This is a genomic window from Micromonospora sp. CB01531, assembly GCF_001905095.1.
In the GTDB taxonomy this organism is placed as follows: Bacteria; Actinomycetota; Actinomycetes; order Mycobacteriales; family Micromonosporaceae; genus Micromonospora.
In genome coordinates this window covers 1-16,339 of record NZ_LWLS01000141.1, presented here as the reverse complement: position 1 = coordinate 16,339, position 16,339 = coordinate 1, and the positions used below count along the sequence as shown (strand labels likewise).

The window sequence follows — 16,339 nt, the reverse complement described above, 5'->3', positions numbered from 1 at the left end:
CCCCCGACGAATTAACGGAAATGAGCACTTAGGATGGGCACCGGGGGTCGACCCCTCCCCGGTGTCAACTCCTCCCCCACTCCAGCTATCGACGTGGAACTACCGACGGCGGTTTGTAATGGCATCCGAACGAGGAACGTTGCCGGCGGATCCGGCAGACCTGGTACGAGCCATGCTGAACGTGTCAGCGTTGCGAGAGCGGGTCGAGAGACACCTGACCGGATTCCTGTCCGCGCGGTTGGCGCAGACACCGGATCCGGGTCATGATCGGGTCCTCCTCAAACCCGTGGTCGACCTGCTGCTGCGTGACGGAAAGAGGCTTCGGCCTGCGTTCTGCTTCTGGGGATGGCGCGGCGCCGGAGGGAGCGATTGCCACGAGGTGCTGTCCGCGGCGACCTCGTTGGAGCTGCTACACGGCTGCGCTTTGATTCACGATGATGTGATGGACGCCTCCCGGCTGCGCCGGGGTGGCCCGGCCGTGCACAGCGAGCTGGCCACACAGCACGAGGCCCAGGGTTGGCGAGGCCGCAGCGACCACTTCGGGCTGGCCGCAGCGATCGTTGCGGGCGACCTGTGCCTCGTCTGGGCGGACGAGATGCTACGCGCCAGCGGGCTGCCACCCGAATCGTTGACGAGGGCGGGCCCTGTCTTCGACGCGATGCGCGCGGAGACCATTCGGGGCCAGTACCTGGACCTCATCACACAGGCCGAGGGGGCGTTGCGGGCCGAGGATGCAATCGCCGTCGCCCAAGCCAAGACGGCAGCGAACACGACAGTAGGGCCGCTGCGGTTCGGCGCGACGCTCGCCGGCGCGGGCGAGGACCTCCTTGCCGCCTACACCGACTATGCCCTGCCGTTAGGCGTTGCGTTCCAGCTCATGGACGACCTGCTGGGCGCGTTTGGCGACCCCGACGCCACCGGCAAGCCGTCCGGTGACGACCTGCGGGACGGCAAGTGCACACTGCTGCTGGCAGAGACGCGCCGCCGGGGCGGGGACGGTGACGCCCGGCGCATTAACTGGTTGCTGGCCGAGGGTACCGAGGACGCCGTCGCCGAGCTGCGCGCATTGATCGAACACAGCGGCGCCCGGACGTTCGTGGAGGACGAGGTCACCAGGCTTGGTTCGGCGGCTCTCGTCGCCCTGGAACGCGCGCCGTTGGTTGACGAGTCCGCCCGGACGATACTGCGCGGCCTCGCGCTGGCGGTCACCACGTTTGCCCCGGTGGGCCGCTCGAACGGGTCAGCTCGCGAGTCGCGCGAACACGAGCGCCACGGCCAGCAGCGGCACGGCGTATGACAGGGTACGCAGCGCGCCGTCCAGCGGGGCGAGCAGCGTTTCCCGATCGAGCGGCCGGCGCGCCCCGTCCACGAGGATCACGGCGCCGGTAACCTCGCGGGCCCGCCGACGGAGAGTGCGCGCCGGGGTGCTCAATCGGCGTTGCACATGCGACAGAGCGGTCGCGCCGAGGGCGGCCGCGACAACGCTCAGAAAGGCCGCCGCGGTGACCGGCGGAGCCTGGGCGACGAACCCGACAATCACCGGAAAGCCGCCCCATGCGGCGGCGAACCCGAAGTCGGTATGGAACCGGCCGCCGAGCAACTCAAGGTTGTACGCGAGCACGAGGAACACGCCGACGACGATGAAGGGGATGAGCACCGGCCCGGTGTACTCGATGGTCACCACGCCGAGCGCGACCGCGACCACCAGGCTGACGACCGCGACCGCCCACAGCGCACGATCGGTGATGGACGTACCCAGCGGGCGACCGTTGAGCTCGTCCAGAGCATGTGCGGCGAGCCCAACCGCGAGGAAGAACGCGAGCGCCGTAGCGCCGAGCACCAGCCAGTTGACACGCGGCGCCAGCACAGCGCCGATCACCGCGTAGGAGACATGCCATGCGGTATACGGCGGGTGCAGCACAGTCCACCAGTCGGCCCCCCGCCCGCCGCGCCGGGCGTAGAACGCGGCACCCGAAACCGCTGCTGTTTGCCCGTCCGGATCAGCAGGACCCGCCCCGGCAGGTGGCTGAGCGTCCTTCGCGGAAGCCGGCTCGTCAGCCACCGGCCTTCCGTCCCCACATGACGAGCCCCCCGCCCAGGCTCATCCGGCGAACCGTCACATCCGTGGCACCGGCCGCCTGCCACGCGCCGATCGTCCATTCGACAGGGTAGCGGCGGTAGTGCTCACTGATCGAGGGCCCGAGGAAGCGGCCCACCTTGGCCCACTCGCGGCCACCGGTGATAAACCCCGCAACCGGCAGCACCGCCCGGGTGTACCCGACCCAGCTGACCCGCCACACCGGGTTGCCTGGTACGAGGAACTCGAGGTTGCCGATCGCCCCGCCGGGACGCACGACTCGGAACAGCTCGCGCAAGGTGGCCGCCGGGTCAGCGACATACCGCAGCAGATACGTGAAGGTGAGGGCGTCGAAGGTGCCGTCGGCAAACGGCAGCTGCTCAGCCTTCCCCAGCACCAGGCGGATCCGGTCGCCACGGGAGCGGCGCGCAACGCGACTCTGCCCGGACCGCAGCATGTCTTTGCTGACATCCAGGCCCGTGGTTGTCACGTCGCTGCGATCGGTAAGCATTAGCGAGACGCCGGCGGTGCCGGTCGCGACGTCCAACACCCGCCCGGAACCGCCGTTCAGTCGAAGCACGGCGTCCACCATCGCACGGCGCCACCGGTGGTTCTGTCCGAACGAGAGCGCCTCGGCGAGCAGGTCGTACCGTGAGGGCAGCCCCTGGAACAGCTCCCTCGCGAATACGGTGGGCTCACTTCGGGATCGCTGTACGCTACCCACGTCGCCTCCTCCGCTACCGGCTAGGACTAACTGTATGCGACGTCACGACGCCATAGTGGTCGGCGCGGGCCCGGCCGGAAGCATCGCCGCACTTGTTTTGGCCCGTGCCGGGGTAAGTGTCGCACTCGTCGACCGACGTCGGTTTCCACGCGAAAAGGCCTGCGGCGATCTCGTCGGCCCGCGCGGCGTTCAACTGCTCGACGAGCTCGGCATCCGCGTGCCAGGGGCGCGACCGCTTGGGGACATGATCGTGGTGGCGCCCAACAACCGGCGGGTGCTGCTGCCCGCTCTACCCGGCAGCAGCTATGCCGATCATGCGATCGCGGTAAGCCGTGAACGGTTCGACACGCTGCTATTCGACGCGGCGGTGGCGGCCGGAGCTGTCACAGTGCAACGACGGGTCACCGGTCTGGTGTACCACCACGATGTCGTCGACGGCGTCCAGCTCAGCAGCGGCGCGACAATCCGCGGCGACGTGGTGCTGGGCGCGGACGGCGCGACCAGTTCGATAGCGCATACCGCCGGCCTGGTCGACTCCGCCAAGACGCTGTGGGGCTTCGCACTGCGCGGCTACGTTGACGGCAACCTCGACCTTCCCCACATCGTGCTGTGGGAACCCGAACGCTGGAAACTGTTTCCCGGCTATGGCTGGGCATTTCCGATGCCGGGCGGCGGGATAAACGTCGGCCTCGGCCTGGCGTTCGGATCCGACCGCGGCGCGAGCCGCCGCGCCGGAGAGCAGCTGGAGGACTTCCTCACCCATCTCAAACGCCAGGGCCTGCTGCCCAGGTCGGAGCTACGCGCACGAACCGGCGGCTGGCTCAAGATGGGCGTGCTCGGCACCAGACCGACCCGCAGCGGCGTGCTGCTCGTCGGTGACGCAGCCGGACTCGTCAACCCGCTGCAAGGCGAAGGCATCGCCCAGGCCATGGCCAGCGGCCGAGCGGCCGCCAACGCCATCGTGCAAGCGGGACCGCGCGACGCTGGCCACCTCTACCTGAGGTACCTGCACGGCGCGACAGCGCACCATCGCACGAACGCGCCTGTCCACTCGGCCATGGTCAAGCATCCGCTTGCCGTGTCGCTCACCTCGCGGGCCTTGTCGGCCCCAGGCATCGGCCAAGCCGTCGCTGGCGCATGGGGACTGTACTGGAACGACCTGACGCCCGACGCACTACCCAGCCGGCACCGCCGACTCGCCGCGGCAGCCACCCGCGCCATCACCGCCGCCGGCCAGCACGGCCAGGCCGCCGCATGGTTCACCACGCAGTTCGCCACTTCCGCGATCAGGTAGCCGCGGAGCCCGGGGGATCGATGTCCGCCGAGCACAGGTGTCGCAACAATGGCCGAGGGAAAGCTGTAGTTGGGAGAGGCGCGGCTCTCAATCGGGCGCGCCGAAATGCTCTTCAATGTTGAAGCCCACCGACTCGCAGCCGGGCAGGCCGGTGAAGAAGTCGACGAGGGCTTCCGCGTGGTCGATGGTTTCCGGGGTGATCACACAGATCACCGAGTACCCCAGCCCCTCGTCGGCCAGGATCTGCATGCCGCGCAGGCCGCCCGAGACGACGACCGCGCCTCGGCCGACACCCACATCACGGAGGCCGATGCCGCCGCACAGCGGCTCGGTGCCGATGGCAACCACGTGTGGACCGCGTTCGGGCCGACCAACGTGTCGATCCACAAGACGACCGTGGCGATGGAACTCGGCGACGTGCAACGCGCCATCGCCATCGGCGCCCCACTCGACACCAGCACCGTGCCCGTCGAGCGGCAGGTTCGGCACGCCATCGAAACCGCCCGAGCCCTCGCCCGGTGGAACCGCATCGACGACGCGCTCACCGCGCTGCTGGACGCCGAGGTCACCGGCCCCGACCAGGTGCGCTACCACCAGCTCTCCCGCGACCTCGTCCGGGACATCCTCACCCGCCCCCGGCCACCTCGACTGGCCGTCGAACTCAGCGACCGGATGGGCGTCCGGTCGGGAGGACCGCGCTGGTAGCTGGGCTCAGATCAGCCGGCTCGTATAGCCAGCCGCCACCAGGCGCTCGAAGGCCGCTTGTACCTCGTCCGGCATCTCCTGCGGGATCGCGAACCCGCGCTCGGCGTACACCTCGATCCGCTGCGTGTCGCCAACCAGCATGTCCACCACCCGCCGCGGGTCGCCGATGCTGCTCACGTAGTCGTCCAGTTCGAGCCGGTTCGACGCGCACACCACATCGACCTCCGGCCACATCAGCCTGCACGTGGCGTAGGCCCGACGCTGCTGGTAGGGCCGCGACATGATCAGCACCGAGTGCACCGAGATCTGTCGTTCGGTGAGGAGCTTGCGCGAGTACTCGAGGTTCTGGGCGGTGTTCGTCGCGCGCGGTTCCACGAGAATCGCTTCCGCGGGTACGCCCTGCTCGATGGCGTACTCGCGGTAGTGCACCGCTTCTCCCCGTGGGAACCGTTCGACGGTCGTCGGGGCGTTCGCGCCGGTGAACACGATCCTTGGGAACAGGCCCTCGTGAAACAAGCGCGTCGCGATGACAGCCACGCCGAGGTCATGACTGCCCAGCCCGATTCCCACGTCGCACGGGCGCAACTCGTGACCCATGTCGTGGTAGCGCCACAGCGTCTCCACATCCGCCCGGATCGCGTCAGGGATCGCCTCAGCAGGTGCCGCCGCATGCCGGTTCATCAGCACCTACCAGTCCGGTCCGCGCTGGGTTCCCTCATGCTGCCAGCGTAGGGGTAGCAGGGCAGCACGACGCCGCTGACTCCAGCACCACGCCGCCGGCCTCGTCACGATCAGGAAGTTGGCGGCGGCAGGGGCATCGTGACGTGGTGACGTCAGGATCCGACCTCGATGAGGCGGCGCTTACCACTCTCGCCCGGCACCTGCCATACCTGCTCGTCCGGCCAGTGGCGATACAAAAACTGCCGCCTGGTCGTGGCGACAGCGTTCTGCAGCGGCCCCCGGAGCAGGTTGGCCCGCAACCGTTCCTCCCGCTCGGCGTCCTGAGCGATCACCAGAACCGCCCCGACCGGCACCAACCGGCCCGCTCGCCGGTAGCCGGCCACAGTCCACCCAGCCCTGACGCCGGCGGCTCGTGCTCGGCGACAACGTCGCCGAGCGGGCCATGGTCAACGTGTACCAGGAACCGCAGGCCTGCAGCCATACGCCGTAGCCGTCGGCCCGCAACCGCGCGAGGTCGTGCTGACCCAACCACGCCGAGGTCTCCATCGTTGCCAGCCACTGGAACAGCTCGCACCGCCCCGGGTTGCGCCGCGACACCTCGACCAACGGCAGAAAGAGCAGGGCACCCGCCGCGCCGGAGGGCCGCTGACCCAACCGTAACGGAACCGGTCGCCCCCACGCAGTCAGGGCGCGGCGGAGCACGTCGGTCCCCTCGGCCGTGACCCCGTACCACCAGGTGTGGGTCCGGTCCTCCGGCGAGCGCTCGCGGCGCACCAGTCCCGCCTCGTGCAGGCCCACCAGGTCCCGGTGAGCGGTCAGCCGCGACACCGCACAGACAAGCGCCACGTCCAACGTCGACGCGGAACCATGCTGTGCCAGGTACGACAGGATCCGCCACCGCCGCGGGGACAACCGCCGCGCGGCATCCTGGTCACCCATTCCCCGATGATCCCTCCGAGCCCCGGCGGTCCGACATCCCGTTTCCCACAGCTGTAACAGAGAGTGGTCAATGCTCCGACCGGGAGATCGGAAGCCAGGACCGCCGTGACCGGAGACCGCGCTCACCGTGGGCCGTTGGGCGAGGCGTCGGCGGGCCGTGCGAGCACCGGCACACCCAAATCGTGGTTTGGGGCCGATTTTGGAGATCACTGTTCAGTGAATCAGCCAAAGAGCCGAGGACTAAAGAAGCGAAGCGGTCAAACCGGGCCACCAAAGTTGATCTCCACGGATAGCGCGGACCGGGGCACCGATCTCCATAAACGCCTGACACGCGCTTTCCCAGCTCAGCGATGACGCGCCACACACTGAGACAGTGGTTACTGAAAGTGACAAGTCCAAGCGAGCCCTCCGCGCCGGCGTTCGGCTGGGCAGCTACCCCTCCCCCCGGCCGACTAGCGCCAGATCCACTAGATGTGAGACTGTCTATGTAACTAAATGTGTCCTAGTAGCTGCATTTAGCGATGTAGGTGGTTCCGTGGAACAGCTTCCGTTGTGGGGACCGAGCACCGACGAAGATCCGAGACCGAAGCCATTCCTGGCACGACCAGCAAAACTCCGCCTCCTGATCACAGTGAAGGCGGCACCTAACCCCTCCGCGCGGTACGGGGAGACGGTCTGTGTCGGGGCACTGGGCATGGACCCACCCTGGACGGGTTGGATCCGCCTCTACCCGGTCCACTATCGGGACCTCGACGACGACGGCAAGTTTCACAAGTACGACATCATCCACGTCGAGGCACTGCCAGCCAGGCAAGACCAGCGGCGCGAGAGCTGGAAGCCGATCGTAGACACCATCACTACCGAGCGGCACATTGCCAGTCGGCAGTCGCGTCGAAACCTCCTCGATCCACTCGTCGAAGACTCCATGTGCCGGCTCAACAAACAGGCCCGCGACGACCCGAGCGCACGATCGATCGCGCTGGTTCGCGTGGCCGACATCTCGGCTCTTCAGGTCAAGCGACATTCCGGCTGGTCGGCGGAGGATCGCAAGAAGATCGCTGGCTACCTCAACCAGCTCGACCTGCTGGAACCGGCCGAGCGCAGCCCGCTTCAAGCACCGCGCTTCACCGGCGCCTACCGCTACCGCTGCGCAGACCGTCATTGCCGCGGTCACCAGCAGACACTCTGGGACTGGGAGTTCGTCGCCCTACAACGCCGATTGGAGCAGCTCACCGACGCGGAGGCTGCGGAGCAGTTGAGAAACAAGTTCCTCACCCAACTCTGCGCCGCTGACCGCGACGTCGCCTTCTATGTAGGCAACCAAGCGGCAAGACCGCAGTCCTTCAGCATCGGCGGTGTCTACGCACCGAGACGGCCCACCGCTCGGTACCGGTTGCACGTCAACCGATGATGTCGGCCAGCACGTCGGCATGGCACGCATCCTCGACCCGGCACCAGCACGCCAATTGCTTCCCCGTCAGTTCCCGACGCGCCCGGTCAACAAGGGCTGGCTGCCCCACAAGCCACTGCCGATAGAGACGTAACGCCTCCGCCCGATCATGCTTTCGCAGGCTGAACGGATTGGCCCAGGGAGAACGCCGCAACCCGAACCCCTGCCGCCCCACATAGACGGCGCCGTGCGGCACTACCGGGTGATAGAGATCCCCCTGCACACGAACCCGAGGCTGTCCCCCCACGCCGCCAGCGTAATCGCCGACGACCGGCTCCGCGTGGGTGCTCGAAGGAAGCCCATCGCCCCTGGGCAGCCGGATGCGCCAATTACCCCGAAGGCTCGGTTCAGCCTGGCCACCTCAGAAATGACGATGGGCGCAGGCGTCCACGGAACAACGACATGTCCGAGCAACGCCAGACCGGTCCAACGGCTCCCGAGCACCCACCGAGCGACCACCCACCACCGACGTACACGAAGAGAGCCCCGACCCGGTGTGAACCACCAGGTCAGGGCCTTGCTCGTAGGTGCGCCGCCAGGGACTCGAACCCCGAACCCGCGGATTAAGAGTCTCCGGGGCGTCCTCTCCGGCCACGGCTTAATTCCAGAGTCGTTCGATGGCCTTGGCGTTGGCGGCGGCTTCGTCGTCGCGGTGGGTGGTCTCGCCGACGAAGGTTTCCACGATTACGACGTCGTCGTCATCTGGAAGGAGTTCTGCGGTGTGGTGGCGAGTTGGACACCAAGAGTAAGAAGGTGCAGCCGCCGGCGCAGACCAGGACTTGCCGGTGATGAAGCCGGCCTCGGGCGACCGAGACCTGGACGATGGCGAGGACGACCACGGCTCCCACGGACCCGCATGACGAGGACCATGACAGCGACGGCCCGAGTGCCTGACGGATCGCCGACAGTGCGACGGTCGGCGGGCGTCATCACCGGCCGGGGGCCCGCTCCCCCGGCCGGACCAGACCCGTCTCGTACGCGAGCACCACTGCCTGCACCCGGTCCCGCAGCCAGAGCTTGGCCAGGATGCGCTTGACATGCGTCTTCACCGTCGACTCCTCCACCACAAGGGTGCCAGCGATCTCGGCGTTGGACAGGCCCCGGCCGATCAACTCCAGCACGTCCCGCTCCCGCGGGGTCAGCACGAGCAACCGCCGCCCGGCGGCCGGATCCAGTGGCCCGCCATCCCGGGCCACCCGATCGACCACCATCCTGGTCACCGACGGCGACAGCAGCGAGTCACCCTCGGCGACAGTGTGGATGGCCGCGATCAGCTGCTCCGGCTGGATGCGCTTGAGCACGAAGCCCGACGCCCCGGCGCGCAACGCGCCGAACACGTAGTCGTCGTCGGAGAAGGTCGTGAGGATGAGCACCCGAGGCGTCGGCTCCGCCGACACGATCTCCGCGGTGGCGGCCATCCCGTCCAGCACCGGCATGCGGATGTCCATGAGCACCACGTCCGGGTGCAGCGTCCGGCACAGCGCGACCGCCCGGCGGCCGTCGCCCGCCTCACCCACCACCTCGATCGACTCGTCCACCGACAGCACCGCGCGCAACCCGGCGCGCATCAGGTCGTCGTCGTCGACCAACAACACCCGCCGCGGCTTCACCCCCGGCCTCCGTACGGCAACACGGCCCGCAATCGGAACACCTCGCCATCGATGCCGGTTTCCAGCGTGCCGCCCAGCACGGCGGCCCGCTCCCGCATACCGACGATGCCGTGCCCGGCACGGGCCCCGACCGCGGTACCGGCAGGAGAGCCGGACCTGCCCGACGCCGGGACACGGCCGGCGGCGGCCGCCGCTTCGCGGCCGCCGCGCCACCCCGTGACCGGATTCGTCACCTCGATCTCGACCCGGCCCGGTGGCTGGCGCACCCGCACCGTCGCGCTGCCCGTGCCGTGCCGCGCGGCGTTGGTCAGCGCCTCCTGCAGGATCCGGTACGCCGCCCAGGCCACCCCGGTCGGCACGTCCCGCGCGGTGCCGACCAGCTCGGTCTCCAGACGCAGCCCAACCGCCCGGTGCCGGTCCAGCAACTCCTCCAGGGTGCCCGGGGTGGCCGGTTCCAGCGGAGCGTCCGCCCCTTCCTCGCGCAGCACGTGAACCAGCCGGTCGATATCGCCCACGGTGGCCCGGGCCACCTCCTCTATGGTGGCGATCGCCCGCTTCGACCGGTCCGGATCGCGCTCGTGCAGCAGCCGGGCCGCGCCGGCCTGGACGAGGATCACGTTGATCGCGTGGCCCGCCGAGTCGTGCAACTCCCGGGCGATCCGGGTGCGCTCCTCGGCGACGGCGAGCCGGCGCTCGCGCTCGGCGTCCCGGGCCGTCCGGGCCGCCCGCTCCTCCAGTTCGACCAGTCGTTCCCGACGGATCCGGCTCAGATCGCCGAGCAACCAGGTGCCCGCAAAGGCGACGGCCCAGAACAGCGTGCCCGAGACCAGTCCGTCGCTCCAGCCCTCGCCGGCCACGTTCGGGCTGGCAGCCACCGGCACGAATGCCGCGGCCGAGGCCCGGGCGCCCCACCGACGCATCGGCGAAGGATCACCGCCATAGGCGGCGGCGAGCGTGAACACCGCCACCGCGCAGCCAATCGGAAAGTCCAGCGGGAACCGCAGCGCCAGCAGCGCCGCCGAGGACGCCGCGACCGCGAGGTAGCAGGCGAACGGCAGGCGCCGGCGCAGCACCAGCGGGAACGCGGCTCCCATGGCCAGCAACACACCCCGCCCGTCCAGCGGCACCGCCTCCGGCGACGGCGTGCCGAACCCGTGCAACGCGAGCAACACGATCGTCGCGGCGAACGCCAGCAGGGCCGCGCCCGCGTCGATCAGGGCGGCACGACGGGTCACGGGTCCGAGGGTAGCCCGCGGGCGCGGGCCCCCGAGTCACCCGCCGGAAGCATCCCGGCTACCTCCCCGGGGGGACGTCGGGTTCACCCGGCGGAAGGTTTCCGCGAGGTGATCTCCGTTCGTAGCGTCGGTCCCGCTCTGTCACGCGGACGAGGAGATCGGGATGCACGACAATCCACGAACACCCCCGGGCAGCCGGTTCGCCCGGCTCGCCGGCTGGTCGTACCGGCACCGCTGGCTGGCCCTGCTGATCTGGGTCGTCGCGGTGGCGGGGGTAAGCGCCGCGGCGCAGGCGGCAGACAGCGACTACCGCAACGACTTCTCGCTACCCGGCACCGAGTCGCAGCGGGCGCTGGACACCCTCCGGGCCGAGGCGCCGGCGGCCGCCGGCAGCACCGTGCAGATCGTGCTCGCCGCCGAGGACGGGCTACGGACACCGGCGGTTCAGCAACGGGTGACCGCAATGCTCGCCGAGGTCCAGGACCTGCACCACGTCGCGGCGGTGGACGACCCGTACCGCAATCCGGGAGCGCTGTCGGCTGATGGCACCATCGGGTACGCAACGGTGACGCTGGACGTGCAGGCGACGGAGATGCCCGCCGAGGACACCCGGACGCTGGTCGACACCGCGCGCCGGGCCGACGGTGACGGGCTCCGGGTCGAGCTCGGCGGCGAGACTGTCCAGGGCGTCGAGGAGGCCGGGGGCGGCCCGGCCGAGGGCATCGGCATGCTGGCCGCGCTCGTCATCCTGGTGTTCCTGTTCGGCTCGGTGCTGGCGGCCAGCCTGCCGCTGGTCATCGCGATCTTCGCGGTCGGCACGGCGATTGGGCTGGCCATGCTCGCCTCGCACGTGGCCACGGTCGCCGAGTTCACCACGCCACTGATGATCCTGGTCGGGCTGGGTGTCGGCATCGACTACGCGCTGCTGCTGTTCTCCCGGTTCCGGACCGAGATCCTCGCTGGGTTCGATCGGCCCGAGGCGACTCGGCGGGCGGTCGACACCGCCGGACGTACCGTGCTGTTCGCCGGCCTGACCGTGATCGTCGCCCTGCTCGGTCTGGTGGTACTCGGCCTCGGCTCGTTGCAGGGCGTGGCGGTCGCCGTAGGGCTCACCGTGCTTGCCACCATGCTCGCGGCGCTGACCCTGCTGCCGGCTCTGCTCGGGCTGCTCGGAGGCCGCATCGAGCGGTCCATCCGGAAGCGGACGGTGAAGGCACGGCCCGACGGTCACGGCTGGGCCCGGTGGACCGCCGGCATCCAGCGGCACCCATGGGCGGCAACGCTCGTCGCCACCGTAGCGCTGCTGGCGTTGAGCGCACCGTTGCTGGGCATGCGGCTGGGCATCGCCGACGCCGGCAACAACACCGAGGCCAGGACCAGCCGGCAGGCGTACGACCTGCTGGCCGACGGCTTCGGTCCCGGCTTCAACGGCCCGCTGATCCTGCTGGTCGAGGGTGACCGGGCCGCCGCCGAGGCCACACGTCGTGCGGTGACGGGGGCCGACGGGGTCGCCGAGGTGCCGCCACCGGTGCCCGCCGGCGACGGGTTGTCCCTGCTGATCGTCGCGCCCGAGACGAAACCCCAGGACGCGCGCACCCAGGAACTGGTGGATCGGCTGCGGACGGACGTGCTGCCGCCCGTCGAGCGGGATACCGGGGCAGACATCCTGGTGGGCGGGCCGACCGCCGCCACAGTGGACTTCGCCGCCGCGGTCGCCGACCGGCTGCCACTGTTCGTGCTGGTCGTCGTCGGCCTGTCGGCGTTGCTGTTGCTGCTGGTGTTCCGCTCATTGCTGATCCCGGTCAAGGCCGCGGTGCTGAACCTGCTCAGCGTTGGCGCCTCCCTCGGCGTGGTGACCCTGGTGTTCCAGCACGGTTGGCTCGGCGGGATCCTCGGGGTGCAGCCCGGACCGATCGAGGCGTTCGTCCCGATCATGATCTTCGCGATCGCCTTCGGCCTCTCGATGGACTACGAGGTCTTCCTGCTGGCCCGGATGCACGAGCACTGGGAGCGGCACCACGACGCCCCGGCCGCGATCCGCGAGGGCATGGCGACCACCGGCCGGATCGTCACCGCCGCGGCGGCGATCATGGTCGTCGTCTTCGGGTCGTTCCTGCTCGACCCCGGCCGGATGCTCAAGCAGTTCGGACTCGGGCTGGCCGTCGCGGTCCTGGTGGACGCGCTGATCATCCGTTGCCTCATCCTGCCCGCGGTGATGCATCTGTTCGGCACGTGGGCCTGGTGGTTGCCGGCCACGCTGGCCCGCCTGCTGCCCCGGGTCGCGCTGGAGAAGGCCTCAGAACCGGTGCCGACGCCGGTGGGTGGTCCGCGGTGAAGATCCTGGTCTGGGTGCTGCTCGGCGCCGCCGCGGGGTTGATCTTCGGCGTCCTGCTCTCCGAGTTCATCGCGGTTGCGGGCATGCTGGTGGCCAAGGAACCGGTCAGGGTGAAGTTCCTCCCCCTGTACCTGGCCGTCGCGTTCGCCGCCATCGCCGCGCTCGTGGCCGCTGTGCGAGTTCGCGGCCGGTGACGGATCGTGGATTCCTGATGCCGCCATGGCGGCACCAGGAAGTGTTAAGCGTCGCGGCGGTGGAGAGTGAGGGCGGCGAGCGTTAGGGCGGAGAGTGTCCAAACGACCGTGGCGGCGGCGCCGCTAGACGGGTTGAGGGCGGCGGTGTCCGGCAGGTAGGCAGCGGCGATGCTGCCGGGCCGGACCCGCAGCAGCGGGCCTGCGATGACACAGGTTCATCGACCTGTATCCGTTGCTGACGGACAACGCCTGTCACTTCCCAGTCGCCGATTTCGACGGCCCAGCGGCGATGCTCGACGCGCTGACCTACCCCAAAGCCGCCTGCGGTAGCAGTGTTCCAGCAGCGCTGGAACTCCCCCAATCGGGGCGCGGCGCGCACGTGTGGGAGTACGTGATGGTGCGGTCATGGCCCGGAGGCGACATCATGAAGAGCGTGAATTCTTCCCTCGACACCCTGCCAAAGATCGGTGCGCCAGCGACGCGGGCCTTGAACAACGCTGGTTACACGGCTCTGCGTGAGCTTGCCGGGGTGTCGCGTGCTGAGCTGGCTAAGCTGCACGGCATGGGGCCGAAGGCGCTCGAAATCATCCAGAACGCGCTCGATCAGCACAACCTGAGTCTGGGTTAGCACGTAACGTCACTTGATCCTCGGCTGGGACTCACTCGCTGACGGTGTTTCCGGCGGTACTTCTAGTGGTTCTCAGCGGCCGGGGAGCGGTCGCTGAAGGTGATGGCAAAGGCGTTCAACGCGGGTTTTCAGCGCATCGCCGAACGGGCATAGCCGGCGGCAGGGCGGTGTGGTCAGAGCAGCGTTCCTTGGGGGTATCGGCCAGACGGATCCAGAGGATGTGGTTGCCGTCCAGGTCGAAGTCTGCGCCGGCGCTGCCGCCGAGCCGATCCCAGCTGCTGCGCCAACGAACCGCGCCGTTGTGGTCAAGAACGACGATCTGATGCTTGCCGCACGTCGCGCCCCGAGTTGGCGGCGTGTGGTCGGTGCGATCGTCTGCCGGTGGTGTCAGCGCTGACCAACGCTGTCAGTCCCTGCCATGCGGTGTCGCTGCTGCTGGGTAGCCCTCGTAGCTCAAACGTCAGGCAACGGAGTCGGATGCCGGCAGGGCCCTGAAACCTGGTCCGCCACGGCCGTTTCTTCGGCGGCGTGTCGTGTCCGGTGGCGCGCCGATCGTCGTATAACGAGGGCAGATAGGCGAGCTGCGGAGGAGGCGGAGGGACTGTGCCGGACAACAAGAAGCAAGCAGCGCACCGAGCGCTGGTGGATCGCATCCTGAACGGAGAGGGTAGGTCATCCGCGCAGCAGCGAGCACGTGCCTTCGGCAACGACGGCCTGCCCCCGCCGTTGAACACGCTGATCGGCAAGGTCGCCACGAGGCCCACGCAAGTCACCGAGGCGGACTTCGCTGCGGCAAAGGCGTCGGGCTTCAGCGAGGACCAGCTATTCGAGCTGGTGATATGCGCAGCGGTCGGCCAATCCGCCCGGCTGTACGAAGCGGGACTGACGGCCCTGGCCGAAGCAACCGCCAACGGAGGAGCCAGATAATGCGCCTCGACATCCTCGACCACGGCTACAGCCCCGCAACCAAGCTGCTGTTCGCGCTCATCCGGCTGTTCTCCGGGCACCCAGTACCAGACGCCGCCAAGCTGGCCTTCTACCGGCCCGACTTCTACGGCACCCGGGCAAAGGAGTTCACTCACGAGGCGATGCGCGGGCCGTCCGCCTGGTCGGTAGGCGACCGGGAACTAATGGCGGCCTACGTATCCAAGGTGAACGGGTCGGCGTTCTGCACAGCCGCGCACACCGCGACCGCTCGGCGGGCATACCAGGACGGGCCAATGGTCACGGCTGTGCTGGCCGACCTGGAATCGGCCCCCGTGGAGGAACCGCTGCGGTCAACGCTGCGGATGCTCGGCAAGCTGACCGCCGAAGGAAAGCTCAGCGCCGAGGACATGCGGCAAGTGCTGGCCGTCGGCGCCTCACGCCAGCAGGTCAAGGACGCGTTGGCGGTCTGCGTCGCGTTCAACACGACCGACCGGCTCGCCGACGCCTTCGGCTTCGAGGTGCTCAGCCCCGAGGGCTTCGAGGCAGGAGCCAAGTACCTGCTCAAGCGCGGTTATCGATAGCGCGTGCAGCGCTCGCCGCAGCCGCGCCTTACCGGGTTGCCGGTGGGAATCGAGTCTCAGCTCCCAGGCCCCGGACCGGTGTCACCACGACGGCGCCCAGAGCCCTATGCCGACGCGCTGCGTCAACGGGACCCGCGAGACCGGTTTCGCATTGCGGTGACGTAGGCCTCGTCCTTCAGGCGCACGGCGGCTTGGTCGAGCGGCACTTCGTGGCCGTTGGCGCACATGATGTGGGCTGAGAGCGGGGCCTCACAGTCGCGATGAACGAGCTCGACACCGGTGCGGTGGTCGTCGCCGAGCAGCTCTCCCCACATGTAGGCGCTGGTCATGATGGGTTCCTTTCAGCGGTGGTGTACGAAGAGCGCAGCGAGGACTGCGACGACGAGCAGGACGATGCCGCCGGTGAGCAGTCCGCCGTGCAAGGCCGTGGAGAGGGCGTCGGGTACGGCGTGGCTGAGCAACCGGAGCGTTGCGTCATCGACTGTCGGTGCCTGGCCGTGGCTGATGGCGGCGGCGACTGACGTGGCGCTGTCAGCAGGTAGGCCGTCGCCGCCGAGGTGGTCGGCCAGTAGTGCGGGGAAGCGGCTGGTGGCGATGGTGCCGAGGACGGCTGGGCCGAGCATCGAGCCGAGCTGGCGAAACAGGTTCACTGTTGCCGACGCCATGCCCGCTTGGAGAGGGCTGACGCTGTTTACGGCTGCGGCAGTCGACGGTGCCACGAGCAGTGCGCTGCCGATGCCGGCCAGTGCCAGGCCTGGCCATCATCGACGCCGTCCGCACCCCGATCGCCAGAGGCAAGCCCGGCGGCGCCTACTCCGACATCCACCCCGTCGACCTGCACGCTCACACCCTCGCGGCACTCGTCGAGCGCATCGGAATCGACCCCGCTGCGGTCGATGACGTCATCAGCGGTGCCGTCGGACAGATCGGCGAACAGTCCGGCAACACCGCACGGTGGG

The 16,339-nt window shown here is 69.0% G+C and carries 17 protein-coding genes and 4 pseudogenes; 10 read left to right on the top strand and 11 right to left on the bottom strand.

Translation table 11 applies throughout. From position 1 onward, the window contains the following. The first annotated feature begins 172 nt into the window (after positions 1–172). The gene (locus A6A27_RS41560; RefSeq protein ID WP_073840145.1) at positions 173–1,297 is read left to right on the top strand and encodes a polyprenyl synthetase family protein; all 1,125 of its coding nucleotides are present in this window, start codon (positions 173–175) and stop codon (positions 1,295–1,297) included. On the opposite strand, the gene A6A27_RS41555 is transcribed toward A6A27_RS41560, so the two are convergent. Together A6A27_RS41555 and A6A27_RS41550 are read right to left on the bottom strand one after the other, a co-directional pair. Then, positions 1,241–2,062, bottom strand: a complete 822-nt coding sequence (locus A6A27_RS41555; protein ID WP_073840144.1) for a hypothetical protein — start codon at positions 2,060–2,062, stop codon at positions 1,241–1,243. The two genes, A6A27_RS41560 and A6A27_RS41555, sit on opposite strands and share 57 nt — an antisense overlap. After that, on the bottom strand, positions 2,055–2,801 hold the full coding sequence (locus A6A27_RS41550; protein ID WP_073840143.1) for a class I SAM-dependent methyltransferase: 747 nt from the start codon (positions 2,799–2,801) through the stop codon (positions 2,055–2,057). Before A6A27_RS41550 ends, A6A27_RS41555 begins: the two co-directional genes overlap by 8 nt. A 34-nt stretch (positions 2,802–2,835) precedes the next feature. Here A6A27_RS41550 and A6A27_RS41545 point away from each other — a divergent pair, with 34 nt between their 5' ends. Continuing rightward, entirely contained in the window at positions 2,836–4,095 is a 1,260-nt protein-coding gene (locus tag A6A27_RS41545) for a geranylgeranyl reductase family protein (RefSeq protein WP_073840142.1), read from the top strand. Between the two features lie 99 nt (positions 4,096–4,194). Here the strand turns inward: A6A27_RS41545 and A6A27_RS47285 are convergent. Then, a pseudogene (locus tag A6A27_RS47285) lies at positions 4,195–4,353 on the bottom strand (cyclophane-forming radical SAM peptide maturase AmcB); the annotation flags it as partial. Here A6A27_RS47285 and A6A27_RS41535 point away from each other — a divergent pair. Continuing rightward, a pseudogene (locus tag A6A27_RS41535) lies at positions 4,345–4,800 on the top strand (XRE family transcriptional regulator); the annotation flags it as partial. The pseudogenes A6A27_RS47285 and A6A27_RS41535 sit on opposite strands and share 9 nt — an antisense overlap. Positions 4,801–4,806: 6 nt before the next feature. Here the strand turns inward: A6A27_RS41535 and A6A27_RS41530 are convergent. From A6A27_RS41530 to A6A27_RS46730, 3 genes and pseudogenes are all read right to left on the bottom strand, one after another. After that, the gene (locus tag A6A27_RS41530; RefSeq protein ID WP_198940679.1) at positions 4,807–5,487 is read right to left on the bottom strand and encodes a YdcF family protein; all 681 of its coding nucleotides are present in this window, start codon (positions 5,485–5,487) and stop codon (positions 4,807–4,809) included. A gap of 146 nt (positions 5,488–5,633) precedes the next feature. After that, positions 5,634–5,813 carry a hypothetical protein gene (locus A6A27_RS46735; RefSeq protein ID WP_241825720.1) on the bottom strand — a complete coding sequence of 60 codons (180 nt, stop codon included), beginning with the start codon at positions 5,811–5,813 and terminating at the stop codon, positions 5,634–5,636. 472 nt (positions 5,814–6,285) lie between these two features. Continuing rightward, positions 6,286–6,420: pseudogene (locus tag A6A27_RS46730) on the bottom strand (hypothetical protein); the annotation flags it as partial. Between the two features lie 535 nt (positions 6,421–6,955). On the opposite strand from A6A27_RS46730, the gene A6A27_RS41520 reads away from it, so the two are divergent. After that, positions 6,956–7,831: a hypothetical protein gene (locus A6A27_RS41520; protein WP_073840141.1), complete on the top strand. Its 876-nt coding sequence runs from the start codon at positions 6,956–6,958 to the stop codon at positions 7,829–7,831. On the opposite strand, the gene A6A27_RS41515 is transcribed toward A6A27_RS41520, so the two are convergent. The 3 genes from A6A27_RS41515 to A6A27_RS41505 form a co-directional block, all read right to left on the bottom strand. Further along, positions 7,821–8,093, bottom strand: coding sequence for a DUF4326 domain-containing protein (locus A6A27_RS41515; protein WP_073840140.1), 273 nt, complete (start codon positions 8,091–8,093; stop codon positions 7,821–7,823). The two genes, A6A27_RS41520 and A6A27_RS41515, sit on opposite strands and share 11 nt — an antisense overlap. A gap of 706 nt (positions 8,094–8,799) precedes the next feature. Continuing rightward, the gene (locus A6A27_RS41510) at positions 8,800–9,480 is read right to left on the bottom strand and encodes a response regulator (RefSeq protein WP_143194453.1); all 681 of its coding nucleotides are present in this window, start codon (positions 9,478–9,480) and stop codon (positions 8,800–8,802) included. Further along, positions 9,477–10,715: a sensor histidine kinase gene (locus tag A6A27_RS41505; protein WP_073840139.1), complete on the bottom strand. Its 1,239-nt coding sequence runs from the start codon at positions 10,713–10,715 to the stop codon at positions 9,477–9,479. Before A6A27_RS41505 ends, A6A27_RS41510 begins: the two co-directional genes overlap by 4 nt. A gap of 163 nt (positions 10,716–10,878) precedes the next feature. On the opposite strand from A6A27_RS41505, the gene A6A27_RS41500 reads away from it, so the two are divergent. The 5 genes from A6A27_RS41500 (at position 10,879) to A6A27_RS41480 (ending at position 15,380) form a co-directional block, all read left to right on the top strand. Then, positions 10,879–13,050 (top strand): MMPL family transporter, encoded by a 2,172-nt coding sequence (locus A6A27_RS41500; protein ID WP_073840138.1) that lies wholly within the window; start codon positions 10,879–10,881, stop codon positions 13,048–13,050. Next, positions 13,047–13,244 carry a DUF5957 family protein gene (locus tag A6A27_RS41495; RefSeq protein ID WP_073840137.1) on the top strand — a complete coding sequence of 66 codons (198 nt, stop codon included), beginning with the start codon at positions 13,047–13,049 and terminating at the stop codon, positions 13,242–13,244. Before A6A27_RS41500 ends, A6A27_RS41495 begins: the two co-directional genes overlap by 4 nt. Before the next feature lie 217 nt (positions 13,245–13,461). Continuing rightward, positions 13,462–13,872: a TOTE conflict system archaeo-eukaryotic primase domain-containing protein gene (locus A6A27_RS46725; protein WP_443190047.1), complete on the top strand. Its 411-nt coding sequence runs from the start codon at positions 13,462–13,464 to the stop codon at positions 13,870–13,872. A 603-nt stretch (positions 13,873–14,475) separates the two neighbouring features. Next, complete coding sequence (locus A6A27_RS41485) at positions 14,476–14,799, top strand: hypothetical protein (RefSeq protein ID WP_073840136.1); 324 nt, start codon at positions 14,476–14,478, stop codon at positions 14,797–14,799. Next, a complete protein-coding gene (locus A6A27_RS41480; RefSeq protein ID WP_073840135.1) occupies positions 14,799–15,380 on the top strand; it encodes a carboxymuconolactone decarboxylase family protein in 582 nt (193 codons plus the stop codon). The genes A6A27_RS41485 and A6A27_RS41480 overlap by 1 nt, the downstream gene beginning before the upstream one ends. A gap of 122 nt (positions 15,381–15,502) precedes the next feature. On the opposite strand, the gene A6A27_RS41475 is transcribed toward A6A27_RS41480, so the two are convergent. Then, positions 15,503–15,709: a hypothetical protein gene (locus tag A6A27_RS41475; protein ID WP_073840134.1), complete on the bottom strand. Its 207-nt coding sequence runs from the start codon at positions 15,707–15,709 to the stop codon at positions 15,503–15,505. 12 nt (positions 15,710–15,721) lie between these two features. Further along, a complete protein-coding gene (locus tag A6A27_RS41470; RefSeq protein WP_073840133.1) occupies positions 15,722–16,030 on the bottom strand; it encodes a hypothetical protein in 309 nt (102 codons plus the stop codon). 95 nt (positions 16,031–16,125) lie between these two features. On the opposite strand from A6A27_RS41470, the pseudogene A6A27_RS41465 reads away from it, so the two are divergent. Further along, positions 16,126–16,339: pseudogene (locus tag A6A27_RS41465) on the top strand (steroid 3-ketoacyl-CoA thiolase); the annotation flags it as partial.